General features: G+C 59.2%; 32 protein-coding genes. 3 read left to right on the top strand and 29 right to left on the bottom strand.

Annotated features, from left to right (window positions below; translation table 11 throughout):
• Positions 1 to 31 precede the first annotated feature (31 nt).
• From XANALMUS060_RS01270 to XANALMUS060_RS01240, 7 genes are read right to left on the bottom strand one after another with little or no spacing between them, the layout of a single operon-like run.
• A complete protein-coding gene (locus XANALMUS060_RS01270; RefSeq protein WP_045736812.1) occupies positions 32 to 694 on the bottom strand; it encodes a hypothetical protein in 663 nt (220 codons plus the stop codon).
• Between the two features lies 1 nt (position 695).
• Positions 696 to 1,817 carry a baseplate J/gp47 family protein gene (locus XANALMUS060_RS01265; protein ID WP_045736811.1) on the bottom strand — a complete coding sequence of 374 codons (1,122 nt, stop codon included), beginning with the start codon at positions 1,815 to 1,817 and terminating at the stop codon, positions 696 to 698.
• Position 1,818: 1 nt separating this feature from the next.
• Positions 1,819 to 2,202, bottom strand: a complete 384-nt coding sequence (locus XANALMUS060_RS01260) for a hypothetical protein (RefSeq protein WP_200893987.1) — start codon at positions 2,200 to 2,202, stop codon at positions 1,819 to 1,821.
• Positions 2,199 to 2,804: a phage baseplate assembly protein V gene (locus tag XANALMUS060_RS01255; RefSeq protein ID WP_052688070.1), complete on the bottom strand. Its 606-nt coding sequence runs from the start codon at positions 2,802 to 2,804 to the stop codon at positions 2,199 to 2,201. The genes XANALMUS060_RS01260 and XANALMUS060_RS01255 overlap by 4 nt, the downstream gene beginning before the upstream one ends.
• Entirely contained in the window at positions 2,804 to 3,925 is a 1,122-nt protein-coding gene (locus tag XANALMUS060_RS01250) for a hypothetical protein (RefSeq protein WP_045736809.1), read from the bottom strand. Before XANALMUS060_RS01250 ends, XANALMUS060_RS01255 begins: the two co-directional genes overlap by 1 nt.
• Positions 3,918 to 4,895 carry a hypothetical protein gene (locus XANALMUS060_RS01245; RefSeq protein WP_045736808.1) on the bottom strand — a complete coding sequence of 326 codons (978 nt, stop codon included), beginning with the start codon at positions 4,893 to 4,895 and terminating at the stop codon, positions 3,918 to 3,920. Before XANALMUS060_RS01245 ends, XANALMUS060_RS01250 begins: the two co-directional genes overlap by 8 nt.
• Positions 4,892 to 7,048 (bottom strand): hypothetical protein, encoded by a 2,157-nt coding sequence (locus XANALMUS060_RS01240; protein ID WP_152640354.1) that lies wholly within the window; start codon positions 7,046 to 7,048, stop codon positions 4,892 to 4,894. Before XANALMUS060_RS01240 ends, XANALMUS060_RS01245 begins: the two co-directional genes overlap by 4 nt.
• 76 nt (positions 7,049 to 7,124) lie before the next feature.
• Here XANALMUS060_RS01240 and XANALMUS060_RS01235 point away from each other — a divergent pair, with 76 nt between their 5' ends.
• Positions 7,125 to 7,319, top strand: a complete 195-nt coding sequence (locus tag XANALMUS060_RS01235; protein WP_045736806.1) for a hypothetical protein — start codon at positions 7,125 to 7,127, stop codon at positions 7,317 to 7,319.
• On the opposite strand, the gene XANALMUS060_RS01230 is transcribed toward XANALMUS060_RS01235, so the two are convergent.
• The 18 genes from XANALMUS060_RS01230 to XANALMUS060_RS01155 all read right to left on the bottom strand — a co-directional run bounded on the left by XANALMUS060_RS01230 (position 7,316) and on the right by XANALMUS060_RS01155 (position 19,740).
• Positions 7,316 to 7,804 (bottom strand): HK97-gp10 family putative phage morphogenesis protein, encoded by a 489-nt coding sequence (locus XANALMUS060_RS01230; protein WP_045736805.1) that lies wholly within the window; start codon positions 7,802 to 7,804, stop codon positions 7,316 to 7,318. The genes XANALMUS060_RS01235 and XANALMUS060_RS01230 overlap by 4 nt on opposite strands.
• 166 nt (positions 7,805 to 7,970) lie before the next feature.
• Positions 7,971 to 8,375: a hypothetical protein gene (locus XANALMUS060_RS01225; RefSeq protein ID WP_045736804.1), complete on the bottom strand. Its 405-nt coding sequence runs from the start codon at positions 8,373 to 8,375 to the stop codon at positions 7,971 to 7,973.
• A 30-nt stretch (positions 8,376 to 8,405) separates the two neighbouring features.
• On the bottom strand, positions 8,406 to 8,840 hold the full coding sequence (locus XANALMUS060_RS01220; RefSeq protein ID WP_045736803.1) for a hypothetical protein: 435 nt from the start codon (positions 8,838 to 8,840) through the stop codon (positions 8,406 to 8,408).
• Positions 8,841 to 8,908: 68 nt separating this feature from the next.
• A complete protein-coding gene (locus XANALMUS060_RS01215) occupies positions 8,909 to 10,444 on the bottom strand; it encodes a tail protein (protein ID WP_045736802.1) in 1,536 nt (511 codons plus the stop codon).
• A 19-nt stretch (positions 10,445 to 10,463) separates the two neighbouring features.
• A complete protein-coding gene (locus XANALMUS060_RS21075; RefSeq protein WP_200893986.1) occupies positions 10,464 to 10,637 on the bottom strand; it encodes a hypothetical protein in 174 nt (57 codons plus the stop codon).
• Positions 10,638 to 10,647: 10 nt separating this feature from the next.
• Positions 10,648 to 11,301 carry a hypothetical protein gene (locus XANALMUS060_RS01210; protein ID WP_152640353.1) on the bottom strand — a complete coding sequence of 218 codons (654 nt, stop codon included), beginning with the start codon at positions 11,299 to 11,301 and terminating at the stop codon, positions 10,648 to 10,650.
• A complete protein-coding gene (locus XANALMUS060_RS01205; protein WP_045736800.1) occupies positions 11,301 to 11,990 on the bottom strand; it encodes a hypothetical protein in 690 nt (229 codons plus the stop codon). Before XANALMUS060_RS01205 ends, XANALMUS060_RS01210 begins: the two co-directional genes overlap by 1 nt.
• Positions 11,987 to 12,364 carry a hypothetical protein gene (locus XANALMUS060_RS01200; protein WP_045736799.1) on the bottom strand — a complete coding sequence of 126 codons (378 nt, stop codon included), beginning with the start codon at positions 12,362 to 12,364 and terminating at the stop codon, positions 11,987 to 11,989. The genes XANALMUS060_RS01205 and XANALMUS060_RS01200 overlap by 4 nt, the downstream gene beginning before the upstream one ends.
• A 236-nt stretch (positions 12,365 to 12,600) precedes the next feature.
• A complete protein-coding gene (locus XANALMUS060_RS21070) occupies positions 12,601 to 13,434 on the bottom strand; it encodes a hypothetical protein (RefSeq protein WP_200893985.1) in 834 nt (277 codons plus the stop codon).
• Positions 13,395 to 13,988, bottom strand: coding sequence for a hypothetical protein (locus XANALMUS060_RS21065; RefSeq protein ID WP_200893984.1), 594 nt, complete (start codon positions 13,986 to 13,988; stop codon positions 13,395 to 13,397). The genes XANALMUS060_RS21070 and XANALMUS060_RS21065 overlap by 40 nt, the downstream gene beginning before the upstream one ends.
• Before the next feature lie 95 nt (positions 13,989 to 14,083).
• Positions 14,084 to 14,611 carry a phage scaffolding protein gene (locus tag XANALMUS060_RS01190; protein ID WP_045736798.1) on the bottom strand — a complete coding sequence of 176 codons (528 nt, stop codon included), beginning with the start codon at positions 14,609 to 14,611 and terminating at the stop codon, positions 14,084 to 14,086.
• Positions 14,612 to 14,705: 94 nt separating this feature from the next.
• Positions 14,706 to 16,163, bottom strand: coding sequence for a phage portal protein (locus XANALMUS060_RS01185; protein ID WP_045736797.1), 1,458 nt, complete (start codon positions 16,161 to 16,163; stop codon positions 14,706 to 14,708).
• An 18-nt stretch (positions 16,164 to 16,181) separates the two neighbouring features.
• Positions 16,182 to 17,582 (bottom strand): phage terminase large subunit, encoded by a 1,401-nt coding sequence (gene terL, locus XANALMUS060_RS01180; protein ID WP_045737066.1) that lies wholly within the window; start codon positions 17,580 to 17,582, stop codon positions 16,182 to 16,184.
• A 2-nt stretch (positions 17,583 to 17,584) separates the two neighbouring features.
• Positions 17,585 to 17,923, bottom strand: coding sequence for a hypothetical protein (locus XANALMUS060_RS01175; protein WP_052688068.1), 339 nt, complete (start codon positions 17,921 to 17,923; stop codon positions 17,585 to 17,587).
• A gap of 133 nt (positions 17,924 to 18,056) precedes the next feature.
• Entirely contained in the window at positions 18,057 to 18,332 is a 276-nt protein-coding gene (locus XANALMUS060_RS01170) for a hypothetical protein (protein WP_045736795.1), read from the bottom strand.
• A gap of 3 nt (positions 18,333 to 18,335) precedes the next feature.
• Positions 18,336 to 18,872 (bottom strand): hypothetical protein, encoded by a 537-nt coding sequence (locus XANALMUS060_RS01165; RefSeq protein WP_045736794.1) that lies wholly within the window; start codon positions 18,870 to 18,872, stop codon positions 18,336 to 18,338.
• Positions 18,869 to 19,198, bottom strand: a complete 330-nt coding sequence (locus XANALMUS060_RS01160) for a hypothetical protein (RefSeq protein WP_045736793.1) — start codon at positions 19,196 to 19,198, stop codon at positions 18,869 to 18,871. The genes XANALMUS060_RS01165 and XANALMUS060_RS01160 overlap by 4 nt, the downstream gene beginning before the upstream one ends.
• Positions 19,195 to 19,740, bottom strand: a complete 546-nt coding sequence (locus XANALMUS060_RS01155; protein ID WP_052688067.1) for a hypothetical protein — start codon at positions 19,738 to 19,740, stop codon at positions 19,195 to 19,197. The genes XANALMUS060_RS01160 and XANALMUS060_RS01155 overlap by 4 nt, the downstream gene beginning before the upstream one ends.
• A 369-nt stretch (positions 19,741 to 20,109) precedes the next feature.
• Between XANALMUS060_RS01155 and XANALMUS060_RS01150 the strand changes: the two genes are divergently transcribed.
• On the top strand, positions 20,110 to 20,457 hold the full coding sequence (locus XANALMUS060_RS01150; RefSeq protein ID WP_045736792.1) for a hypothetical protein: 348 nt from the start codon (positions 20,110 to 20,112) through the stop codon (positions 20,455 to 20,457).
• Positions 20,458 to 20,467: 10 nt separating this feature from the next.
• On the top strand, positions 20,468 to 20,935 hold the full coding sequence (locus XANALMUS060_RS19455; RefSeq protein WP_152640352.1) for a hypothetical protein: 468 nt from the start codon (positions 20,468 to 20,470) through the stop codon (positions 20,933 to 20,935).
• A gap of 519 nt (positions 20,936 to 21,454) precedes the next feature.
• Here XANALMUS060_RS19455 and XANALMUS060_RS17385 read toward each other — a convergent pair.
• The 4 genes from XANALMUS060_RS17385 to XANALMUS060_RS01120 are packed head-to-tail and all read right to left on the bottom strand — an operon-like array spanning position 21,455 to position 22,827.
• On the bottom strand, positions 21,455 to 21,832 hold the full coding sequence (locus tag XANALMUS060_RS17385) for a hypothetical protein (RefSeq protein ID WP_052688066.1): 378 nt from the start codon (positions 21,830 to 21,832) through the stop codon (positions 21,455 to 21,457).
• A complete protein-coding gene (locus XANALMUS060_RS01130) occupies positions 21,825 to 22,076 on the bottom strand; it encodes a hypothetical protein (RefSeq protein ID WP_045736789.1) in 252 nt (83 codons plus the stop codon). The genes XANALMUS060_RS17385 and XANALMUS060_RS01130 overlap by 8 nt, the downstream gene beginning before the upstream one ends.
• A complete protein-coding gene (locus tag XANALMUS060_RS01125; protein ID WP_161795366.1) occupies positions 22,073 to 22,576 on the bottom strand; it encodes a hypothetical protein in 504 nt (167 codons plus the stop codon). The genes XANALMUS060_RS01130 and XANALMUS060_RS01125 overlap by 4 nt, the downstream gene beginning before the upstream one ends.
• Positions 22,573 to 22,827: a hypothetical protein gene (locus XANALMUS060_RS01120; protein WP_045736787.1), complete on the bottom strand. Its 255-nt coding sequence runs from the start codon at positions 22,825 to 22,827 to the stop codon at positions 22,573 to 22,575. Before XANALMUS060_RS01120 ends, XANALMUS060_RS01125 begins: the two co-directional genes overlap by 4 nt.
• Positions 22,828 to 22,851 lie beyond the last annotated feature (24 nt).

Genomic DNA, 22,851 nt, shown 5'->3' with positions numbered 1-22,851 from the left:
CGGGCTGATGGTCGAAAAGGAAGGTGGAAAATCAGTTGGAGATGCGTGTCCAGATGGTGGTGCCGACCGGCTTCACGCTGTCGATGGCGGCATAGATGTCGCTGTCCGTCACAGCCCCCTGAATCATGTTCATGGAAGCAATCTCGGCTTGTGACGCTCGGCGGTAAGCGCCAGTCGAGATGCCATAACCCGCTACGTTTGGAATGCCTGTGCTTGATGGACGAAAGACCGTCACGAATGCCTGATATGGCAGCAACATGGAACCGTAGCCTCCGGCAACGCCGTACCCGATCAACGGGCCACGGTAGCTACCGGTATCGATCGGTCGCTGCGGCTCGAACACCACCGGGGCGCGACCTGTCAGGTCGGTCAGCACTTTCACCAGTCCGTTTCGGGTCGCCCGCTCACGGAACAGGTTGATGATGATGCGGTTCCGGAACGATGCGTCGGACTGGCCGGACTTGCGCAACAGCGACGAGCCGAAGAAGTCAGCCGCGATCATGTCCAGCCAGCCATCGGTCGCCGTCTTGATGCGGGTTTGCAGCGCCGCATAGACGATCAGCCCGTAGACGAACGACTTGGCATAAGCGAAACCGCGCAGCAGCGAATCGAAGACTGGCGTGCTATCGCTGAACCAGCGGGGGATCAGCGCCTTGATGCGCCCGAAAACATCGCTTTGGTCACCTGTTGCCATATCAAGCCACCGAAACCGTTGCGGCCTTCACAACTTGCTTCGGCGTGGTGGCGATGTCCGCCGTGCCGCCGTTGAGCAGCACCGCCGACACGTTCGTGACACCTGGCGATGCGTCGTAGGCCACCTGCGCCAGCCGTGACCACGCCAGCGGCGTGCCCAGGGGCAGCGAGTTGATGTAGTTGGTCAGCGCCGTGGACACCAGCGAGGCCGTGGCGACGTGGTCATAGCCTGCAGCCGTCGCGATGGTCATACCAACGCTCGCCGGCACCACCACTGGCGCGAACACGCCGAAGGTGCTGGTCAATGGGCGCACTGCGTCGATTGCGTTGTAGACCGTCGCCAAGAGCGTCGATGACGGGTAGCCCGTGCCGTCATCCACGACGAGATAAAAGTACCCGTTCTGCGCGGTGCCGTTGTACTGCTGGTTCTCCACCAGCGCGTAGGTCAGCCCCTGCTTGGGCGACGTGGCCGCATAACCTACCGCCCCCTTCGTCGCCTTCGACAAGCTGGCAACATAGGCGATAAACCGCGTGCGCAGTGCGGCGTCTGACTCGGCGTTCGCGCCGTTGGTGAAGGCTGCCGCGTTTGTCACCGTGTCCACGCCGGGGATGGCTTGGCCCAGGGTGTTGATGCCATTCACCGATGCATTGCCCCCCGTCCCCACCGAGACCGCCACAACAGGGGCATTCACCGAGACATTGCCTGCGGGAATCAAATAGCCCCCCTGTGAAGCGCTGTACGCAGGATTGGTAGTGTCCACGGTCACGGCGTACTGCTGCGTGCCGTCGGCTGTCTGCACGATGGCACCCACCGGCACAACGGCCTGATTCGTTGGCGTGAAGCGCGAGAACGTCACCACACCGCTGGCGGCGTTGGCCGGTTGGCGCTTCAGCCCATAGTCGGCCATCCACGAATCCAGATCGGTGCCTCCGGACGTCGCTGCCCGCGTCGTCGCCAGCAATTGAAGTATCAGGCCCTGCAACCACATGGCCACGGCGCTGTATGCCTCTACAACCGCCCGCAGGATGCTGCCGACGGACAGATCCACCAGCACCTTGCTGGTGCCGCCCTGAATCGCGGCAACTTGCTCCCGCACGAGAGTCTGGAAATCCTTGGACTGCATATCACTTGCTCATGTCGAAATTGAGATTTACCGGCTGGCCGCTGGCCGCGTCGTGGTACTTGATCGAAACCGCGAAGCCGCCGCCACCGCTCACCTGGATGGGTGCCACGGTGATGTCCGGCGCAGGCGACTTGGCGACCGCATCCTCCAAGAGGATCTGGCCCCGAATCAGAGCGCGAATCTTGGGGATGTCAGCAGGCTGGCCTACATACTGGGGAAGCCCAGCGCCGTAGTCCGAGTGGAAAAGGTAGTCGCCGGGGTTCGTCAGCAACCGGCGCAGCACACGCTGCTGTCCGCGCAGCGTGCCGTTGGCCGCTTGCAGGTCGCCGGTGCCGGACGGGGACAGATCGCCTCCCACGTAATGGCTGAGGTCACTCAGGTTCATTGCGGTTTTCCCGTATTGCCGCTACCTGGCTGGACGCCGGCATGCGTGTGGGTCTTGAGGCCAATGCCGTCGGCGGTGACATTGCCCCCGGTCACAGCCACATTGCCCGTGATGTTCACTGGCCCGGAGTGATTCCACTGCGCCGCGCTGCTGGTGATGTTGCCGGTGACGGCCACATTCGCGTTCCCGGCCACCGTCGCATTGAGATCGGCAGCGGTGCGCAGCTCGACGCTGCCGTCGTTGTGGAACTTGAGCAGCGAGCCGGATTTGTGTACCAGCCAGAACTCCCCAGACGGGCACGGCAGTGGACGATCGACATCATTGAAGAACCGCAGGCCGACGCTGCCGACGCCGGCATCGTCCTCCTGAAAATCCACCTCAACCGCATCACCGATCGAAGGCGGGCAGAAAAGCCCCCACCCGTTTCCGACCCACGCCGACTTGAGCGGAATCCAGCCGCTGAGCACGTTGTCCGGTTGCAGCATGACCTTGACCGCGTAGGCGTTCGGGTCGTAGCTGGAAACCACACCTTGCCGCGTGGAAGCCCTGCCCTGCGTAGCCTGCTGCGCTGCTGCTTTCTGTGCGTTGAGCAGGTCGTGCATCATTGCGTCGCCTCAAGTTCAGGTCCCGTGTTCTTCGCCCGGATGTTCATCCGGTAGCCCTCGGTCAAGCTCATGGAGCGCATCACGCTCTCCGGGTAATAGACCTGGTCGAAAGCCGTACCTGTGCCTCGCACCAGCAACGTCTTGGTGCAATCCAGCACGTTGTCGGCGGGTAAGTAGCCCGTCAGCCGCATTTCGTGCGCGATGATCTGCTTGTAGATGCTCTGCGCCCGCTGTAGCGCTTTGTCCTGCGTCAGCCCTGCGATGTTGTAGCGGTACACCTGTGTCTCGGCCCCAGACTGACCCGGCTTCACCGCCTTGGCCGCCCTTGGCCACGATGCCGTGAAGCCCTTCTTCTGCTTGATGTTCCAACTATGCACTTCGACGGTGATGCCCTTGGCGATCGTCAAGGCGCGGGAAAACTGCAGGTCAACAACGTTGGCGACTGAGTGCCCGCGGCCTGCATTCGGGCCATCCCAGGCGATGACATAGTGGTCGGCCTGTTCGCTCGGACGCGCCTCAAAGTGCAGTTCCCGCCCTTTCACGTAGAGTACAAAGTCCTCCACGTTCGCCAGGAACGTCAGTAACTCCCACTCGCTTTGCTGCTGCGTGGTGCTGGCGTGGTCGTCCTTGTAATAGTCGCCCGCCAGTGTCTTGGTGGTCGTGACCACCGGCTTGAGGTTGTGTCGTTTCGCAAGGGTCGTGGCGATCTGGCTGGCGGTCTGGTTGGCAAAGTGCTCGCTGGTCTTGGTGTCGATCAGCGCCGCCGTCAGATCGCGACCAGATAGCTCAATGGTTCCCTTCGTCGGGTCGAAAAACACCTCGTCGGTTTGCCCGTAGATCATGCTGTCCAGTTCGGACGCCGCGAAGTTCTGCGGGTCTGTCGGGATTCCGGCCAGGATCTCGACCAACATGCTCGACTGCGCCGCAAACCAAGCCGCGTCGCGTGTGGCCGGGAGCATCGAGACGACGAACACGACACGGAAGGTGTCCGCACTGCGGTAGGCGTTGTTATCCACCTCCCATGACTCCCATCCGGAAACCAGTTCGCCATTCAACTTCACCTCGCCACGAGGCTGCCGCACGCTCGGCAGCACCGGCAAGGTGTTGAGGTCAGACATTCAGCACTCCGTCGTTCTGGTTACCGTCAGGCGGGATAGTCAGTTGCATCACGCCGTTGATCTGCGGATCTTTCATGCCGTTGGCCTGGGCGATGGCGGTCCACCCCATCGCGTCGCCGTACTCGCTGGCCGCCACCGAGTAGAGGTTCCCGCCTGCTACGACCACCTGCCGGGTGCCGCTGTTGATCGTCCCGATGTTCGTTGCCATGCGGCCAAGCACACGATCAAGGTTGATCAGGTGCGACGACTGGTTCACCGCATTGATCTGGCCGAGCAGCTTGTTGGCCTGCTGCGCGATCGAACTACCAGGCAGGATGCCGCCCAGGGTGGTCACGTTCTGGATCACTGCATTGGTCGATTGCATGAGGATGCCTACCTGCGCCCGCACCCCCGCAATTGGCTGAAGCACACTGTTGCTCGCGCTCTGCGCCGCATGTGCGAAGCTGCTGACTGTGGAAATGGCACTGTTCAAGGTGCCCATCAGCGAGGACAGCGTGCCGTCACCCACCGAGGACGCCAGCCCATTAGCCGCGGTCATGTCATCCGCGATCAACTGGTCAATGCTCGGCGAGGCGATGTAATCCACCGGAGTGGTCAGGTCTTCAACGACCTCGCAGGTGAGGCGATACGGCAGTCGGTAGAACCGTTTGAACTCGCAGTGGAACGACGCTATGACCACCGTGAACGCCAGTTCGTGCCACGAAAGTTGGAGTGGCTTGCCAGCCTTGCGCAAACCGTCAATGTAGAGCGCTCGCTCCATGGCCGTGTCGCCGACGAAGTGCCCGGACCACTCGATGGGCAAAGGCGCTGCGCCCATCGCGTCGATCACGCGCACGCCACCGACCAGTTCATGCACGACCAACCGCTGTTCTCCCCCGAAGGGGATCACCTCCGGAATCTCAAAGCGTGCGAACTGGAAAACGTCTCCCGTGTCCGGCGATTGCAGTGTCAGCGTGGTGTCTGGCTTCATCGTGCATATCCAAGTCCAACCGGCATGGGTGCCCGCGTCGGATCAAACGTCGGCGCACTCGTGCCTGGGCGGTTGGCTTCGCGTGCCTGATACATGCTCGTGCTACGTGCAACCTCACGCCCATCAAGCTGCGAAACCACGGTGACCTGCATCGGCCTCTCGTTTCGAGTGGCAATGTAGGGACTACCCGTCGTTGGCGTTGCTGCGCCGCGCCCATCGCTGGAGTACAGCGGCTTGCTGTTCTCGGCCACCGCCCAGGAATAGGCACCGTTTAAGCCGCTAGACACGGCTTGACCAGCCTTGTCGACCATCCACCCGATGGCCTTGCCGATCGGCGAGTTCGCAATCCAGCCAACAAGCTTCCCGAGCCAGCCGGTGATCGTGTTGTAGATGCCACCGAACTTGTCGGCCACAACATGACCGACGGCTGTGAGGATGACCATACAGAAATCCAATTTCGGCTTCACAGATGCCCACATCTCTTCCATGCGCGATATCAGCCATCGGGCCGAGGCGTGGAACACCGCTTTGATGACTTCCCACACCTTCGTGATGTACGGCCCCACCGTGCTCCAGTTGCGGTACAGCAAATAGGCCGCCAAGGCGATCCCGGCCACGACCAGGCCGATCGGATTCATCAACAGCGCTCGACCAAGGGAAAGCACGGCCTGCCCCACAATGCGCAGACCGATGCCCACGCCTGACATGAGGCCGCGAAACACCAAGCCGACCTGTGTGAATTTCCAGACCACGGAGATAGCCCGCAAAGCCGATGCGAACAGCAACATGCCACCGGCAACCACGGCAAACCCGGACAGTGCCGCAAACCCGACCACCAGCACCTTGGTCAGCGTCGGCCACTCCCGCGCAAACGCAGTCACACGGTCAAGTACACGGATCAGCTTTTCGAGTCCGTTAACCGCCAACGGCAGAATCTTCTCGCCCAGCACCAGCTTGAGGTTCGCAAGCTTCGCTTCATAGTCGATTTCCTTGCCCGCCATACCGCGAGCACCGATCTTCGCCAGATCGTCAATGCCGGCAGCCTGAGTACCGGCTGCCATGTGCTTGTGGATGTTCGCCCGCTCCCTGTACATCGTGTTGAGCAGGTTGCCCCACGTGCGGTTCGAGTACAGCTTGTCGAGGTAGTTGGTCATCTGCTGACCGTCTTGCACGCCTTTACTGCGCGCCTGCGGCAGGACGACCTTTTCCAGATACTCGAACGGGTTCTCGCGGAACATTTGCGCTTGCTGAAGCGCCCCAGGCAGAACTTTTGTGATGTGCCCAGTTTTGCCGTACTTGACCTGGGAACGGTCAATCAGCCCGGACGAAGCCATTTCCTCGGCCACCTGCTGCGTGGTGCGTCCGAGTACCCAGTTCTGGTAGCCGGACATGAGGGAGGTGCCGACCCGCCTGCCGCCCATCTCCTGCATCATGTGCATCATCGTGAAGAAGAAGCCGCTGTCAGACAGCCCCTTGGCCGACACGCCACCTGTCCGGATCAGGCCCAGGTACTCGGACGGCTTCACCAGGCCGTTGGTCGCCGTGTAAGCCTTTGTCATCAGATTCAGCGTCTGGTGGAACCTCTCTTCACTGAATTTCCCGGTAATCGGATCGTTCAGAGCACCGCGCAATTCAGCCACCTTCAGCGCATCCATGAACATGCGCTGCGCATTCTCGCCGTGACCACTGCCGTGGCCGCCCTGGGCCATCACCGACTCAATCCCGAACTTCATGCGCAGCAGCAGGGGCGTCACCTCCTTGGCGTGCTCGAAGTCGCGCAGCACGGACTGGGATTCGGCCAGCATCTTGAGGCTGTCGGTCGCGCTGGCCCCGATGACCTTCTGCGCCTTGGCGTACTTGTCGGCCTGCGCAAGGGCAGCATCACCTACGCCCTGTGCCTGCAGCTTCTGCATTTCGGCCTGATACCTCTTGGCCTCATCAAGCGGAATCTGCAGCAACTTTAGGCCGAAAGCCCCTGCAGCCATAGCGCCGCCGCCCAACAGCGCCATCTTTCCGATGCTCGTCAGCCGGGTTTGCAGTTCTTCCGCGCTCTTGTTGGTTGCGATAAAGTGGCGGGACATGACAGCAAGACCTGCCACGACATTCTCAAGCAATGAGATTCTTACCGCGATTTTATAGGCTTCGATATTCATGAATTTCCTTTACCGCGCACAAGAATGGCTTGCTGACCGAGTGAGTTGGGTGCAATACCCGAGGTTGCGGAGGATCGTGCGCAAACCCGACTGGCAGTCGTACAAAGACAGCGCCATGGTCCAGGTGGACCGAAATAGCTACAAAACCCGACTGTCCTTTGGCGGTGCCGTGCTGCTGTTGATGTACGCAGCACTTGCCATCGTCATTGCCGTCCCGATCATCGTGGTCGGCGGCATCATCGTGTGGTCGGCGATCGTCAGCCTGATCTAAATTTCGTGGTCATATTCGAGTTCTGCTGGGATTGACCCACCACCCAGCAATCCGACCACCAATGCGCCGCCGACGATCTTCCTGATCGACTCGTGGTTGTACTCGACTGCCGGGCCAAGGAACGGACGCGGCGGAATTGTCTCCGTGCCCATTTCCTGATAGACCGCAATGTCGGAGTCGGAGCCGATCGCGGCCTCCAATCCCTTCGTCTCGTGGCTGATGGAGTCGCGCAACTCCCCGCTGCGCAACAGTGGGTCGTTCTCGGTGTAACCCTTGTAGATACGGTCTTCCTTGGTGCTATCGGCAAGCTCTTCCCAGGCGGGGAATGGGCCGATCGCTTCTTGGTACTCGCCGATTTCCTCCTTGGCCGTCTTCTCAATCTTGGCAGCAACGGCATCCAACCCTTTTTCAAGCTGGAAAACCACTCCAGCTTCCAAGACGGTGAGTTGGGTGGCAAAGGCTGCGAGGCTCCCGAACTGTTTCATTGCGTCTTCTCTTTGAAGGTCATGGTCCGAATGTCGAATTCAGCGCCCTGGAACTCGCTGAACTTGATCGCCATCCACTGCCGCCGCACGTCATCGAGCGCGAAAGCCACATCGAACGGCACTCCGTTATGGACGAGCCACAAACACTCGTTTGCGGCTGCGTCCGTTAGGAGTTTTTTAGCTCGTCCTCGCTACTCTGCGCGACCGCCGCGCTCACGAAGTTGGCAGCGATACCGTTCATCGCGGCTTCGTTGCCCTCGTCGCCCAGGCGCAGGTATAGGGCGCGCAGCTCGCCCTCCGTGCTCGGCGTGGCGACCGGCTGGTCATCAATCGCTGCCACGAACTTGAGGTGAGCGACCTCGGCCAAATACAGCATGTTCACCCTCTCGCTACCCGCCGCTTTGGCGAAGTCGAGGTTTGCCAGCGGGTTCGGCTTTTTCAGCCGGATGGTGCGTCCAAGCGAATCAGTGACCGTCACATCCTTGGATGCGGCTTTCACGATCTGTTCGGACGGATTGATAGTTACCTTCGCGCCGCCGATTTCGACGGATTTTTTCTCGGTGCCAGACATTGCAACTCCTTGAGGATATGAAAGGGCGGCTTACGCCTGCTGGATGCGACGCGACGCGACGAAGGAAATCTTCTGATGCACCGGCTTGTCACCAGACCAGTCGCCCGCGTCGTCGTACTTGAGCAGCACGCGCTCATATCGGTATTGCGACACCTGCCCATTGGGTTCCACGATCGTAGTCTGCATGGCGGATGGTGGCTCGTCGGCACCTGCGAAGTAGTTAGCCTCAAGCCTGGCAAAATGCTGATCCAGTTCGGGGCCTCGGCGATCCGAGTCAAAAGATCCGGACCAACCCTCGTAAAAGCGCAGGTGATCCACGATACCGTCGATGCCTTTTATTTTCGTGTCTGTTGTGTCCTGTTTCGACTTGAAACTTGTGACCTTACCCATGTTGAGGGTGCTACCGTCTGGCAAGATGATCACCACCGTGATGTCGCGGCCAACCGAATAACCGTTTTGACTCATGTCACGCTCCTAAAAACAGAAAACCCCGCCAAGTGACGGGGTTTTATTGATGGGGAATTACTGAGGAATCACTGCGGCGTGATGTTGGCGGCGCTGACCTTGACCGACTGACCGCCTTCCACGTTGATGATGAGCTTGGTGATCACCGACAGGTAGGTGATGCGGCAATCGATCTGCATGTAGCCGAGCGCGACGCGGCTGGACGGGTTGTTGTTCTTGTCCAACTGAATCGAGAACGGCTGCTTCTGCGGGGCGTTCACATCGCCGATCATGCTTTGCTGCCAGAGATTGGACATAAAGGCATTCACTGTGCCTAATGCGTCATTTCGTGCCTTTTGGCTTTGCAACTTACCGATGTACAAGCCCATGCCGCTACTCAGGGTATAGGCGATGTAGTTGGTCATCCGGGTGTAATTGTCCCCGTTGATGACAGCATTGGATGAGCAATTCTGACCGATACGCACGCCGAAGCTGTTGCCAGCAGGAATCGGGTTGGCGACCAAGTCGATACCGGCCTGCGCAAGCGTCTGCAGCTCGGCCTGCGAGTAGGTCAGGTTCTGGTAGCTCTTCTGCGTGCCGACGATGCCGTACAGCGGCTTGTTCAAGCTGGATTGTTCCGGTGACAGGCCAGACAAGCGACCGGCCACGAAGCCCTGCGGCGAGATCAGGCGGATCTGGCTGTTCACCGTATCCTGGAAATACACCCAGTCGCCGAACAGCAGTTTCATGGTGTAGGTGTCGATGCCCGCGGCTGCTTTGACACTCACTGCATTGCTGATGGTGTCGCCCACCGGCCCAGTGGCGATCATGTAGACGCCTTCCGACAAACCGAACGCCACCTGCGACGTCCAGGTGGTACTGTCGTCGCAGTCCACCAGCATCGCCACGCTGGCCAATGTGCCACGTAACGCGTACATACCCTTGCGTGGCGTGGTATCGACGCCCACCAAGCTGGCACCGTTGATGTTGGCCGCGCCATCGGTGCCGCCTGCCAGCGTGTAAGTGCCCGCGACCGGAGGCGTGACACCCGCACCAGCAGTCGCCACGACCAACGCAGATCTTCCGCGCAGACCGGAAACGCCGTTGTTGATGGCGTTGGCGATGGCAACCCACAGCGCATTGCCGCTGCCGGTGATGTTGTCGTACACCTCAGGCACCTGGCCGGGTAGCGCCACGACGACCTTCCAGCTATTGGCAGCACTACCGGCAGCCAGCGTCACTTGCAGCGCGTTTCCAAGGGTGCCTGTGTACAGGGCCGTCAAGGTGATGCAGTTGCTTTGCACGACCTGCGATGCAGCCACGTCGGTGCCGTCGGTGACGCGCACACAGCGCATGTTGTTCGCGCCGTTGAGCACCGCAGCCCACACCGCGGTGCCCATGTCGTACTTGCGGGCCTGGATGTTGCCGAACTTCTGGACGAAATCGGACAGGTTACCGACGATGGTGGGCGCGTTGACCGGCCCCCACTGCGCAGTACCAACGACACCGAGGATGTTGGTCGGCAGACCATTGAGGAAATTTTCAGACGGCGGCACGATCTGGACGTACACGTCCGGGACGTAAAGCGCCGTGGTGTTAATTGCACCTTGCTGACTGACTGGCATTGCATGCCCTCCAAAGGGGTTACTGAGAATCCGGTTTGCTGATTGGAAGCACCTTGTTGGGCGTCGGTTCGTCGGGAACCTTGACCACGTAGTGCGCCTGCTCGGAGTCAGAAACCCTCTTGATTTCCTCCTCTATGGTGATTTCGTCGCCCACGGCGTAGCCGCCGAACGGCTGGATGACTTTCAATTTCATGGGGTGCCTATTACGGTGTGATGGTTGTGGTTGCTGACGTTGCCGTGAGCGCGACAGTGACTTTCGACCCAAGTGCCGCGCTGTTCGGATCGCTCACATCAGCAACGCGCTGGATGCTGGTGTCGATCTCCTTGATCGCGTAGCTGGTTTCCGTCTGCGTCGTCGGGTAGTTGACCGCATAGAACAGATCGCGGCGGTAGATGCCCTGTTTCTGATAGTTATCGTCCTGCACGGAATTCACATAGGTCATCACGCCCTGTGAGCCGTCGGCCAGCGTCAAGCGGGTCACCACGGCCAGCGCGCTGTCGATCGCCTTGGCAACTGGGTCACGCTTGTCGAAACAACTGGCCCACACGGTGATCTGAAACGTGCGGGTCTGACGCCGCACCTCTCTGATGCTGACGCCCTGTGTTCCGTCGTTGCTCTGTTCCTGCCAATCGCCATCACCGGCCATCACGGACGTCACCCTGTCACCTGGACGGGGGAACACCGAGATATGCACCATGCCCGAGCGCAAATTGGCATCAAGCTCTTGCGGATTGGGCCAGCCTTGGTGGATTCGGATCGGGCAGCTTCCGACAGACTGCTGCGCGGTGCCGTTTGGGTATGCCGCCTGCGTGATCGCCACAACAAGCGCCTGCCCTACATCTACGATGTCAGCCATCAGGGGTGCATCTCCTGCGCGTCGATGCGCCATCCCATGTCAGTGAGTTCCACGCCCTCGATGACATACCGCTTGCCGAGGTCGTCGGTCACGATGTCGCCGGCGTACAAAACCCCAGGAACCGACGGCGGCAGCAAGATGCGCCAACCCGAGTTATTGACATCTGCCGGCAGACCGATCGCAGTGCGACTCCTACCCCCGAAGAGGATGGAGCACGGCCAACCGACAAACGTCCCGCCATTGCTGGCCGGGTTGATGCCGATGACATCGACAGACTCCGCCGGCGCGTCGCACATGCCGCTGTAACCGACAGCACCAACCACCCCCGCCGTCCCCAGGGGAGCTGGGCGGGAGATCCGAACCGTCCGGTTGCAGTCGATGCAGACAATCGGCAGTAGCTGCTGTTGTGATGCGATGTAGTACGTCTGTCCATCGCTCACACGCACAAGATAGTCGCCGGGTAGCGTCTGCCGCCCGTCGAAATCACCGTGCCAGACGGCACTGCCTGAGCGATCCGCCGCTCTGTAGGTGTTGTCGCCGGCATTGAACGCAGCCTTGAACGTTGCGATCTGGTTGGACAGAGGGTTCGCGGCCTGAGTCGGCCTCATCACCCCATAGTCCAGTCCAAGCCGCAGCGCTACCTTCGCCCGCCCTGCGTAGATCTTTGCCTGGATCTGCTCCCCGTTCATACGACAAGCGCCAGACCGCCGTCGCCCAGATTCGGCCCAGGCGGCACACCGAGGAAAGCACAAAGCTCACGCCGCCAACTGCGGTAGAGCGCCATGCGATCACGCAGTTCGCGCTTGTTGTGCGTCCATACCGCGGCCTGGTCCGTATCCAGATTGGCTCCAACCCCAGGAATCGCGGCCTCCATTGTTGCGAGACTGCCGAGGTAATTCAGGACCACGGCCTGCTCGTCCGGCGTGATGTTTTTGAGCCGGTATTCGAGCAAGCCGTAAGCCTGGAAGAACCTCCAAGACTGGAATCCTTCCGCACCCGGACCGTATGCGGGATAGCCGCAATAGCGTCGGATATCAACGAGATTGGCGTCCGTGAGTGCCATGAAGAAACCTGCTCAGTTGACGGTGACGACGATCCCGTTTGCAGCGCAATACGCAAGGAGAGCCGCATCCGCTACAAACGGCTCACCTGCCCGCAAAGTGATGAGTTGGCCGCGGTAGTTGAAAGACACGTCCGAGGCGACGGTATGGGCCGCACCCGTGACCGACTTAAACGCCGGCCACGGGTTGCGAACTGATGGCACCATTGAATGTGACCGTTTTCGTCTTGGCGGACATATCAGACGTGCTCAATCACGACTGCGCGCTTGTACGCAGCATTGGTTGCAGTACCAAGAGTGGTCGGGCTGGCCGTCGTATCAGACGGGCAGGTAAAGCCACCGATCCAGTACCACGACTGAGCGATGATCTGACCCAGACGGTCCAGCGGCTCGCGGGTACACATCGCGATATCGTCCACCATGTCAACAATGGTGTTGCTGCCAGCAATGTCTGCCGCGGCCATGCCCTCGAAATCACCCTCGATGAGCGCGCCCTGCCCGCAAATGATCGGGCGATGCACAACGGCACCCGGGATGGACGGATGCTGCTGCTGATAAGCCTCATTCGTCGGTACGAAGCGAACACCCAAGAACGGGCTATACAGTTCGCCCTGCATGAAAGCAGCCTTCATACCAACGCCCTGGAAAAGTTGCTTGAAATCGGGATCGGCGAACAGTTCGCGCGAAGACTTCGGATCCAGATAGCCAAGGTAGGCATCGCCGACTGTAGGCACCCCATTCATGCGCAACTGAGCCACCGCATCCAAAATGTTGGACATTGTCAACAGGTCCGTAGCTTGGAGTGCAGCCGTGCTGGCACGACCTGAAGGGCGGAAGACACTCGGCGCGGTCGAAGAAACCACCGCGTTGAGCGCAGCCCCGTCCGGCACCGTGACATTCGTGGAAAATGTCAGCGTGCCGCTGATGCCCTTGGGTGCGGTTGAAGCATTGGAAGCGTCGATTGCCACGCCAGTGAGGCTGTAGCTGCCGGAACCGACAACAACAGTCATTGGATTGGCGGTGCTAACCGGCGTCAGAACTCCATTGTTGAAAACGTACTGGAAGCCGCGCACGTCATCAACCGCGATGGTCGTACCAGCACTGGCAAGCGTGGTACGAACGCGAGTGTTGCCGCCCAGGTAATTGCTGAAAAGCGCGTTTCGAGCAAGTTCGTCCAGGCTGCGTGCTGCCTGCTCACCGTTGACCTTCGCATTCTGCAAAGCGCGTTTCGAGCAAGTTCGTCCAGGCTGCGTGCTGCCTGCTCACCGTTGACCTTCGCATTCTGCAAAAACTGGCTAGCAATACCTACACGGCTGGTCACCATGTTGAGGTCAATCGTGTCGCCGTACATGTTGATGCCAAGCGTGTACTGCTCCACTCCCCAGCCCGATGGAGTCAATCCGTTATCGAGGTTGGTGTTCGTGCTCGGGCTGAGCGGCGTTGTCACTGCGGGCTTGAGGCCGGCGCGGGTCTTTGTGACCGTCTCGCCAATGCCGATGGAAATGGACTCACGATCCGCGATCTGGCGATAACCAAGGCGCGAACGCAGTGCGTCCTGAAACTCACGTTTGAGATAGTTCTGCTGGATGATCGGTTGCAGAGCGGCGGGAAAATTTTGAATTGGCATTGATGGCCTCGGGATCAGGTGATTGAAAGTTCAATCCCCTGGCCGCCCGGACCCGATGGGAGTTATCGGCGAATGCCGATGGTGTTGGTGGTGAATCAGCGTTTGCTGATATGCAATTGCTTCGCGGCTTGCCATTCCTCCGCACTCATCTCCATTGCATTTTTCGGAGTCGGAGGATTTGGATCGGGAGCCCTTCCAGGGTGGGAAGTTGTCGCCGGTTGACCGAACAGATACGGCTTGTCTTTTTTCATCCCCTCCATGAGGGCATCCACACCTTCAAGGGTGCCGTCGTCCTTGAGGGTGACCTTGGAAAGATCGGCCAGCTTCAAGCCGTCGATGTCGATCATGCCTGCCTTCAGCGCAGCGGTTTTCAGTTCAGCACGCACGATGCGATCGTCAGCATCGGCTTTCGCCTTTGCTATCGATTCCTGTGCATTTTTCAGTGCTTTTTCTGCAGTTTCCTCACCATCTTTGGCTTTCGTTCTGTAGTGCGCGCATTCACGACGCAGTTCCTTCACGTAATCCTCGGAGAAGGTTCCCATTTCAGTTGGCGCAGGCGCAGCGGGCGCAGGCGTGTGAGCCGGTGCGGGTGTGGTGCTTGGGTTATCGTTTTGGTTCGTCATCAGGACATTCCATAAAAAATGCCGCCATCTGGCGGCAAGTTGCGAATTCCCGCATCAGGCGGGGTGAGGGGAACGGGTTGCTGCTATTCGTACATCAGTCGCTTGAATCAGAGTTTGGCTTTTGCAGCTTCGGAGTTTCCGCTGCCAGCGCTGGCGGGTCTGCGTCGATCTTTTTCAATTCTTCCTGTGGATCTTCGATGTCGTAACCATCGGCCAACGACTTGACTGCAGTTTCACGCGACAGTAATCCGCCCGTGCGCAGCGTCGTGAGAGTTTCGGCCTCGGTCTGCTTATCTGCGTATGTCGGTGCGTACCAAGCCGGCCAGCGCAGTGACAGCTTCTCCTTCGTGTTCAGTGGCTCGATTTTCTCGCCACCGACCATCAGCGGGTACTTTGTCGATGCCTGCACGATCTTGCGTAGCATCGACAGCAGCGCACCCTCGCCGTAGCTGATACGCAGCTTGTCGGCCAGCCAGATCAATGCCTGGTTCATCAGTTCCATCGCGCGACCGGATTGCGCGGCACTCAACTTGTCGGCGTTCGCTCGGTTGCCATGGATTGACTCAAGAGCAAGTTCGCGCAGCATCCGCACGTAATCGATAACCGCCTGTGCAGCCGTGCCATTGATCTCCAGCATCTTGGCGTCGCCGTCAGCACTGACCACGATCGCATTGCCGCCACCTTTGACGATGCTGCCCTGCTCGTCTATCGCGGGCTCCCTGATCAGGAGCGTGGGATCGGACGAATACTTGAGGCCGCGGCCAGCCTGTGAAAGCTGATAATTGATCTCGATGCTGGTGTCGATCGCATCGTTGAACGTACAGGCACCATCCACGCCGTTGCCGCCCGGCAAGTTCTTCACCCACTCCGCAGGCACGTAGCCAAGCCCGTGCTTCTTGGTCTTGGCGGTATCCACCACCGCCTTGGCCTTGTCGTCTCGGACTTTCCACGGCAAGTACCACGTTTCGGCCTGGTCGTCCCATATCCGCTGAAACCAAAAGTCAGCGGTCAGGTCGTCATCGGCGATTGAGTAACCGCCATCTTTGAGCACCCTGCCCTTGACCTTGTACTTCTCGGTGATCGATGCCAGCGTGTCAGGCGCATCGTCGCGCCAGACCGGCGTCAAGAACTGCGTGTTCTTGGCCTCGAAGAACACGCGACCACTGAGCACTCGCATGAAGATCGCCACCGAGCCAACGGAGCCGATCGTCGCTGCCTCAATCATCACCTCGTTTAGCTTGCTGTCCTTGATCAGTTCGGCCAGCTTGTTGCGCGTGGCCTCGTCCTCGCAATCCACTGCGGGGAAATGCCCCTCGCTGAAAAGCAGTGATACCGAGTCATCCACCACCGTCTTGCACAGCGCGTACTTGACGGATGGGCGGCGGTCGCGCAGCGGAATGTACTCTTCCGCGTCGTTTTTCTCTCTGTGGAAATCATAGGGAAGATGGTCGTACAGCGTACCATCGAGTACCCGTGTCAGCACGTCGATGACGAACTGACGCTCAGGGTAATCCGGATCGCGGACAATCTTTGAAGTGATCGTTTTGAACATCGTCTCGTTGATTCCGGATTACCGTGCCATGTGCGGCACACGCATCGCACGCGCCGGTTCGGGCGGCGAAATGAGTTCTGAAAATGACCTCGAAAGGGCGTCAACCTGGTCATCGAATGCACCGTTCGGGAACATCCGCATTTCGTTGATCAGCGCGTCGTTCCACGGCGCGCGAAGCATGAGCACGTTGCCGACGTTGATCTGCGCCGCCAGCGGTTTGGCCCGCGTCACCTTGTCACCCGATTCCGGGGATGATGTGACTTGGTATCCCGCCAGCTTGCGCGTGAGATAAAGCACCTGGGTTTTCCCGGCCTGCCCAGGGTCTTGCGGCAGACTGATTCGCACCGTACGTCCGTCGCGGGATGCTGTGTTCGTCATCGCCGTATCCCGTTCATCCGCGCCGCAGCGCAGGCGAACCATGTCCGCGATGATGAAACGACCATCCGGCAACTTGCCGAGCTTGCTACCTACTGTGTAATCGCCATCCACCGTCGCGCCAAGATCCCAGCCACGGACCCACTTGATCGATTCCGCTGGTAGCGCGTCGATCACGTTGATCGCGTCGGGCTTGATCTCACCACCCTCGGGCGGCGCGGGACGCTGCCGGTACTGACCTGCGAAAACGTAGGGCGCAGCCCCCTCCATCCGTTGCAAGTCCTCAATGCTGTGTTTCTCCGGCCACAGCGCTGTGCCATCGTCTTGGATCGCCGGCAGACAGACATGCTCCCACGTCTCGCCGTTGCCGCCATCGAGCAGCCAGCCCGCGAGATCGCGCTCATGCAACCGCTGCATGATCAGGATGATCGGCGTGTCCTTGCTATTTTTCCGGCTTTCCAGCGTGTTTTGAAACCAATCGATAACACCCTGCCGAATGACATCGCTCTTTGCCTCGTCAGGCTTGTGCGGATCGTCAATGATGATCGCGCCGCCAAAGCCTTCGCGATGCTTACCCGCACCAAAGCCGGTGATCGTGCCTCCTGCACCAGCGGCATACATCACGCCGCCCTCGGTGGTCGTCCAGTGGCTCTTTGCATCAGAAGCCATACGACAACCGGGAAAAATCCGCTGGTATGCCTCGTGCTGCAGCAGCGACCGAACACCAGCGCTGTTGTTGATCGCCAGCGGCGCGGCATAGCTCGCGTGGATGAACTCCGCATCCGGCGCATGACCCAGCGTCCACGCGATGAAGTTGACCACCGCGATCTCGGTCTTGGAGTACCGCGGTGGCACGTTGATGATCAGGCGCTTGCACTCTCCGCGAAAGACTCGCATGAGCGCGTCGCAGATCACCCGGTGATGCGGCCCCCTCAACCACTTGTACCTGCGCCGCTGGAAGAACATCCAACGCGAGAAAAAGTACAGGTCTGCCTGCGCCATTTCAGCGGCAGCGAATTGTTCATCATCGCTGAACTGGCGCATCATCAAACCTCTTCAGCGATGTTTCTCGCGATCTCCCGGAATTCGGCGGTGGTCATGCCCACACTCTGGATCGGGCCACCGGCAACGCCCGTCAATTCGACACGCTGCGCGTCCTTCCAGCCAGCCTGTGATTTCAGCCAGAAGATGATCGATGTGGTGTCCCCGCCGATCGCCTTCTTGTACAGCGTCTGCGCTACTTTGACGTTTGCCTGCAGCTTCCCCGTGTCAAGTTCAGCCGCGAAGTTTTTGAGCATCGTCGGCTCACTGATTGACTTGCCGCGGGCATCCTTGACGAACATGCAGATGTCCGAGTGACGCACGCCGAATGCGGCCAACTGCATCACTAGTTCCCGCTGCTCCTCAGTAGGACGAAACGCAGCGCGCCCCGCGCCTGGGCGCTTGCCGCCTGATTTACCCTTAACCCCTGGCATTTTTATGTCCCAAATAATCAAATCAGGCCGACGACGTTGCCGCTTACCGTTTGCTCTGCGACTGTGCAGAAAGCTTCTGGCGGATCTTGCGCATGCGCTCATTGCACTCTTTGAGTGATGCAATATTTGCGTCGTAAGCCAGCGAGATGAGGTTGCCGTCAATCTCCGCCGCATGCTTGATCCTGCACGGCACTGTCAGATCAATCAGATCAGACGGCGCTATTGCCGGCACTTCGACGCGCTGGACCAGCGGTACGCACGGGCGGACCTGACCGCAGCCGGCGAGCGACAGCAGCAGGATCGGCAGCAGGCGGGTCATCACTCAGGCAGCCTGCTTGAACGACGCAGCCAGGCTGGACACGATTGCGGAAATCATCGGCCAGATCTCATCGAACGAGCCGACCAGGCTCTGCTCAGTTGCGTATGCCTTGTCCAGCGCATCGCGCACCGCGTTGAGCTTTGTTGCATCATCAAAGCCGGGCATCGCGGCATCGACTTGCTGTATCAACTGAGTCACCAGCGGCAGCAGAGCAGCAACGGCCTGGAGCTTGGCGAAGATCGAATTTGCGGAAACGGACATAGTCATAACCTCATGATGTTGGAGTGGTTGCAGCGCGATCGGCTGCGGTGTTGAAGCAACGAAAAGAGCGCTGAACGTCTTGTCTGTCAGCGCGAAACACACAATCCCGGCGACAGCGACGACGATGCCGGTAAGCTGTAACGCCAACCCCTGGTTGTTGATGCCCGCGACGGCAAGCAGCATCAGCACGTAGCTCAATACCGACGATCTTTCCGTCAGCTTGCCCACGATGCGGGATATCACTTGCGCAGCGCCTGGGCTGATCTTGTGCAACGTCACGGCTTGATCCGCCTGAATTGCTTGAGCTCGCGGATGTCTTGCTCGTGCTGCTCGACTTTGATCTCTGTCTTTGCCAACTCCAGCTTGATCGCCGGCACATCAGCAAGCTGCGTGTTGATCGATTGCAACTGCCGATCCATGCCGACCAGCGTTGTAGCTGTGCTCGCTTGATGCTCAAGCATCGACTGCACAGACGAAACGACCCATCCGCTGCAACTGACGATTGCCGCAACCGCTATGCCAGCCAGCCACCGCTCAATCGGGCCGAGCGTTACTCGAGTGCGCCCGTCATCGCGATCCTCGTCCTGCTGCTTGCTCATCATCATGATGCTGCTGCACGCACTGTATTGACAGCGACGGGATAGACCTCTGCCCAGCGCTCTCTGCTGGGCTTTCCCGGCCGCCAGGCGGCGATGTACTGCTGCCACGCGCCTTGCTCATCTCCAAGCTCCGGCAGCGGCTGCGGCAACGTCATCAACAGCAAGCGAGCAAGTTGCGCCGCAAGTACGTCGTCATACCCAAGCGCAGCGCAGATTGCCTCTGGATTTAATCGATAATCCGGGCAAGGGCCAATCCATGAGTGGTTCACCGCACGTCCGTCGTACCTACATAGACAACTCGCGAGATACGAGCGCGCCAGCAGGCCGCTTACGCCAGCAGGCTCAAACATCCACATGCTGCGCGCCGGCCCCTTGATCTGACGACGATAACGCAGCTCGCTCTCCTGCATCGCAATCGACAGCAGCATTGCACTTGCACGATCAGTCCGAACGGGCATGCCGTAATAGCGGGTCAGATCATCAAGCGCGGGCACGATGATCTGCGTCAGCGCGTCGCTCGGGCTGATCGGCAGCGGAAGTTGAGTCATGTCGATAGCTCTTTTCGGAGTGCAGAAACGCAAAAGCCCCGGCGGGGGCCAGGGCTTGGATAGAACGCGCGCGATTGCGGCGGATTAAAAATGCCCGAGGTGCGAACGCATCTCGGGCATTGGGTTTACAGCGCTGCTTTTTCAGCAGTCAAGCAACGAACGAATTCGCTCGTTCAGATTTTCTGAGCTGCCTTTTCGGCAGTGCAGCAGCGATAGCTACACGCTGCAAGGCAAAAATCCCACAGCAGACGCGCGTATGTCAATCATCTTGTCTACAAAGAGCGCCAAGCACCTGTTGACTGATCCTAATTTTAGGATCAAGCTACACCCATGTCATCAAACACAAGCAGCGGAACTAAGGAGCGAGACATGAGTGCAATTGCCCGCGAAATGAAAGCTATCCAGTCCCTGAGCATCATCCCGAATTGCGGCGGATGCGATGAGGGCAGCATCTGCTTCGAGGTCATTTCAAAAAATGGAACGAAATATAGAGGCGCTGCTGGCAATGAAGATGGCGCATACCGCGTCCAGGGGTCAAAGCTCATTAAGATATACGACGAAGATTATAACGAAGTATACGAATACTTTGTTTGCGAAGCACTACATGCCTGGATTGACCACAGCATTGATGCGCTAGCGAAACACCTGGGCGAAGTGCTTGCGGAGCAGGACAAGCAAGACGCGGAGAACGCAGCCCGCAATCACAGCTTCGACTGAGACGCAAAAAATGAATCTTTCCAGCCTCACAAACTTGCAGCTAGCAAAACTTATACGAGACGCATCCGACGAGCTGACATTGAGGCTCTCAGAACAAAATGTCGAAAGAGTCAAAGCAAAGGAAGAAACTATCTACTTGAGGGAGCCGCCCGAAGATGACAAGGATTTCATCCTCCGCATTAAAACAACAGTTACACGCGGGGGGTATGTCACGGCTAGTGAGCGCTCACGTGTAGCTGACCTCGCGCAAAACTATGCAGCATGGATCAATCGGCAAGGATTACCGACAGATAGCGGGACCGGATCCTGGCGGAAACTAGCTATGAACTCAAGAGTCAAGCCGTCGAAAGGAAAGATAAATCATGCAAACAATACCGGCACAGCAAAACTAGGACGCAACAATGGCAAAGCACACGTTCATCGAGTACGTCGGAAATTACTGGATCAAGGGCAAAGCCGTCGCGGCATACAGAGTTGACGAAGACACTGTGCAATTGCGCGGTGAGACGCCGTCTGGAAAGATCATTGGGATGCCGCGAAACGTATCTAACGATAAGTTTCAGAAGCTGAAAAGCGAATGGTCAGTGGGCGTACTCTCAGTTCAAGAGGCTGAGATTGTTGAGCGCGGGCTTAAGTATCTTGGTGTCGTGTGATGCCAATAGATCCACTGCCGAACAGGCAGACAAGAGAAAATCTCGAAAAAGCAGGCAAACTGCTTTACGGCAGTCGCTGGCAGTCTGATCTTGCTAGAGCGCTCGGAGTCAATGACCGCAGCGTCCGCGCCTGGATGCTGGGAGAGCGCAAGCCATCTACTGAGGTGTGGGCAGATATATGCGCACTACTCCGCGAACGCGAGCAAGAGAGCATTGCTCTACTGCGCGAGCTGGATGCAAGTAGCTAACCCCTAAAACGCAAACGGCCCGCTGGTGGGCGGGCCGTTGGCTGAATTCTTACAGCGTGCCGACTTTCACAGGGTTTTTGTCTAGACGCAACACTTTTAAAGCTTCCCCGCAACGAAGGCTTTCGCGATCGACAAGTAGTCGTAATAGGTCGGTCGCTTGATATCGACACCGATCCTGCGAAGTTTGGATAGCTTTACCTCAATTGGCGCCTTTTTCAGGAAGTATTCACACCGCAGTGTGTGGGCCGGACGCAGATAGCCGGAGGACTCCATGGCCCGTACAGCGGACTCGACCTCGTCGCCTGGCGTGTTGATCAAGATCGGGCGATAGCTGCTGCCGCCCGGCAAAAATCCCTTATGCTCAACAAGCGATTGCAGGACGTTCTGGGTCTGGTAGCCGATGTTCTCGTATCTGCCGCCGCCGTACTCCTCTGCCCACTGCACCAGCCGAGATTCAAGCAATTTCTTATCCATGGTACTTCTCCAGGGTGTTTGGGTCGAAACGGAAGACGGGCTGCTTACCGTCCCAACTGCATGCGCCACGCTGGCGCTCTTCGTGCTGTAGGCAATGCACGATGCCCAGCGTGGTGGCGCGGCAAGTGCAGATACAGCAGTTGCCGTGTCGGCGACGGTCAGCGTCCATGCGCTTGCGCAGGACACGGGCGTGGTTGCGCTCGGCGTAGCGCTCCGGGCGAGTGAGGTCGTCAGTGTTGATCAAGCGACCCGAGCCCCCTGCTCCGTATTCTCGTGATACAGCGCTATCAGCAGCGCGTCGGCGCGGCCATCGTCTTTCTTTCGCTTCAGCGCGGCGGCAGCGGTGGGAAATCGCTGCAGGGCAAGCTGGCGGGCGGCATCCTTTTCTTGACCCAGAAGCCCGAAGCGGCGCTTCCAGACCGCTGGGATGACGCGCGTGTACGAGATGCCGAGCACTTGCAGCACGGCGCGTAGACCGCCGTATGTGTCGCCGAAGCGGAATGCCGATGTGCCGCCGTCGCCTGGGCGAGCGCCGACTTTTTCGATACAGGCCGACACCTGCGCAGCCGGATGCGCAGCGCGCTGCTCGCGTATCCACACTGCAACCGCGCGAGCATCGATTTCGCGCCAGTCACCGACTTGGGCTGTTGGCATGTCGATGATCGGGCCAGCCTCTCCATCGATCAGCGCGGCGAGCGCGCCGGATAGCCCTGGATCGATGCCGATCGTGAGGCGCATGCTCATTTTGCGCTCTTCCACGCCGGGGTTGAGCACTGCGGCGCGGTCTGGATGCCGGGCAATTGCTTGATCCGACCGCCGCGCGCAACGAACTGCTCAACGGTTTCCACTTCGCTGCTGACAGACTTTTTCTTCGCCGCGGGTGCCATGCCGGCGCGGTTGCCCACTCGCTGCAACCGATCCAACTTTTCTGCCGCACGCTCCTCGCGCTGCGTGGCAATCCTCTTACGCCAGTCGATGCGGGACATGCCACTCATATCACCTCATCCTCCTGCGGCCGT

The sequence above is a fragment of the Xanthomonas sp. MUS 060 genome, from assembly GCF_000963215.1.
Classification (GTDB): Bacteria; Pseudomonadota; Gammaproteobacteria; order Xanthomonadales; family Xanthomonadaceae; genus Xanthomonas_A.
Note: the sequence above shows the minus strand (reverse complement) of the source record. Positions and strands in the feature narration are given on the sequence as shown.

Excerpts from the sequence above, each read along its gene's own strand:
- XANALMUS060_RS01270 (WP_045736812.1), bottom strand. The coding sequence starts at position 694 with ATGGCAACAGGTGACCAAAGCGATGTTTTCGGGCGCATCAAGGCGCTG.
- XANALMUS060_RS01265 (WP_045736811.1), bottom strand. The coding sequence starts at position 1,817 with ATGCAGTCCAAGGATTTCCAGACTCTCGTGCGGGAGCAAGTTGCCGCG.
- XANALMUS060_RS01260 (WP_200893987.1), bottom strand. The coding sequence starts at position 2,202 with ATGAACCTGAGTGACCTCAGCCATTACGTGGGAGGCGATCTGTCCCCG.
- XANALMUS060_RS01255 (WP_052688070.1), bottom strand. The coding sequence starts at position 2,804 with ATGCACGACCTGCTCAACGCACAGAAAGCAGCAGCGCAGCAGGCTACG.
- XANALMUS060_RS01250 (WP_045736809.1), bottom strand. The coding sequence starts at position 3,925 with ATGTCTGACCTCAACACCTTGCCGGTGCTGCCGAGCGTGCGGCAGCCT.
- XANALMUS060_RS01245 (WP_045736808.1), bottom strand. The coding sequence starts at position 4,895 with ATGAAGCCAGACACCACGCTGACACTGCAATCGCCGGACACGGGAGAC.
- XANALMUS060_RS01240 (WP_152640354.1), bottom strand. The coding sequence starts at position 7,048 with ATGAATATCGAAGCCTATAAAATCGCGGTAAGAATCTCATTGCTTGAG.
- XANALMUS060_RS01230 (WP_045736805.1), bottom strand. The coding sequence starts at position 7,804 with ATGAAACAGTTCGGGAGCCTCGCAGCCTTTGCCACCCAACTCACCGTC.
- XANALMUS060_RS01225 (WP_045736804.1), bottom strand. The coding sequence starts at position 8,375 with ATGTCTGGCACCGAGAAAAAATCCGTCGAAATCGGCGGCGCGAAGGTA.
- XANALMUS060_RS01220 (WP_045736803.1), bottom strand. The coding sequence starts at position 8,840 with ATGAGTCAAAACGGTTATTCGGTTGGCCGCGACATCACGGTGGTGATC.
- XANALMUS060_RS01215 (WP_045736802.1), bottom strand. The coding sequence starts at position 10,444 with ATGCCAGTCAGTCAGCAAGGTGCAATTAACACCACGGCGCTTTACGTC.
- XANALMUS060_RS21075 (WP_200893986.1), bottom strand. The coding sequence starts at position 10,637 with ATGAAATTGAAAGTCATCCAGCCGTTCGGCGGCTACGCCGTGGGCGAC.
- XANALMUS060_RS01210 (WP_152640353.1), bottom strand. The coding sequence starts at position 11,301 with ATGGCTGACATCGTAGATGTAGGGCAGGCGCTTGTTGTGGCGATCACG.
- XANALMUS060_RS01205 (WP_045736800.1), bottom strand. The coding sequence starts at position 11,990 with ATGAACGGGGAGCAGATCCAGGCAAAGATCTACGCAGGGCGGGCGAAG.
- XANALMUS060_RS01200 (WP_045736799.1), bottom strand. The coding sequence starts at position 12,364 with ATGGCACTCACGGACGCCAATCTCGTTGATATCCGACGCTATTGCGGC.
- XANALMUS060_RS21065 (WP_200893984.1), bottom strand. The coding sequence starts at position 13,988 with ATGCCAATTCAAAATTTTCCCGCCGCTCTGCAACCGATCATCCAGCAG.
- XANALMUS060_RS01190 (WP_045736798.1), bottom strand. The coding sequence starts at position 14,611 with ATGACGAACCAAAACGATAACCCAAGCACCACACCCGCACCGGCTCAC.
- XANALMUS060_RS01185 (WP_045736797.1), bottom strand. The coding sequence starts at position 16,163 with ATGTTCAAAACGATCACTTCAAAGATTGTCCGCGATCCGGATTACCCT.
- terL (WP_045737066.1), bottom strand. The coding sequence starts at position 17,582 with ATGCGCCAGTTCAGCGATGATGAACAATTCGCTGCCGCTGAAATGGCG.
- XANALMUS060_RS01175 (WP_052688068.1), bottom strand. The coding sequence starts at position 17,923 with ATGCAGTTGGCCGCATTCGGCGTGCGTCACTCGGACATCTGCATGTTC.
- XANALMUS060_RS01170 (WP_045736795.1), bottom strand. The coding sequence starts at position 18,332 with ATGACCCGCCTGCTGCCGATCCTGCTGCTGTCGCTCGCCGGCTGCGGT.
- XANALMUS060_RS01160 (WP_045736793.1), bottom strand. The coding sequence starts at position 19,198 with ATGATGATGAGCAAGCAGCAGGACGAGGATCGCGATGACGGGCGCACT.
- XANALMUS060_RS01155 (WP_052688067.1), bottom strand. The coding sequence starts at position 19,740 with ATGACTCAACTTCCGCTGCCGATCAGCCCGAGCGACGCGCTGACGCAG.
- XANALMUS060_RS01150 (WP_045736792.1), top strand. The coding sequence starts at position 20,110 with ATGAGTGCAATTGCCCGCGAAATGAAAGCTATCCAGTCCCTGAGCATC.
- XANALMUS060_RS19455 (WP_152640352.1), top strand. The coding sequence starts at position 20,468 with ATGAATCTTTCCAGCCTCACAAACTTGCAGCTAGCAAAACTTATACGA.
- XANALMUS060_RS17385 (WP_052688066.1), bottom strand. The coding sequence starts at position 21,832 with ATGGATAAGAAATTGCTTGAATCTCGGCTGGTGCAGTGGGCAGAGGAG.
- XANALMUS060_RS01125 (WP_161795366.1), bottom strand. The coding sequence starts at position 22,576 with ATGAGCATGCGCCTCACGATCGGCATCGATCCAGGGCTATCCGGCGCG.
- XANALMUS060_RS01120 (WP_045736787.1), bottom strand. The coding sequence starts at position 22,827 with ATGAGTGGCATGTCCCGCATCGACTGGCGTAAGAGGATTGCCACGCAG.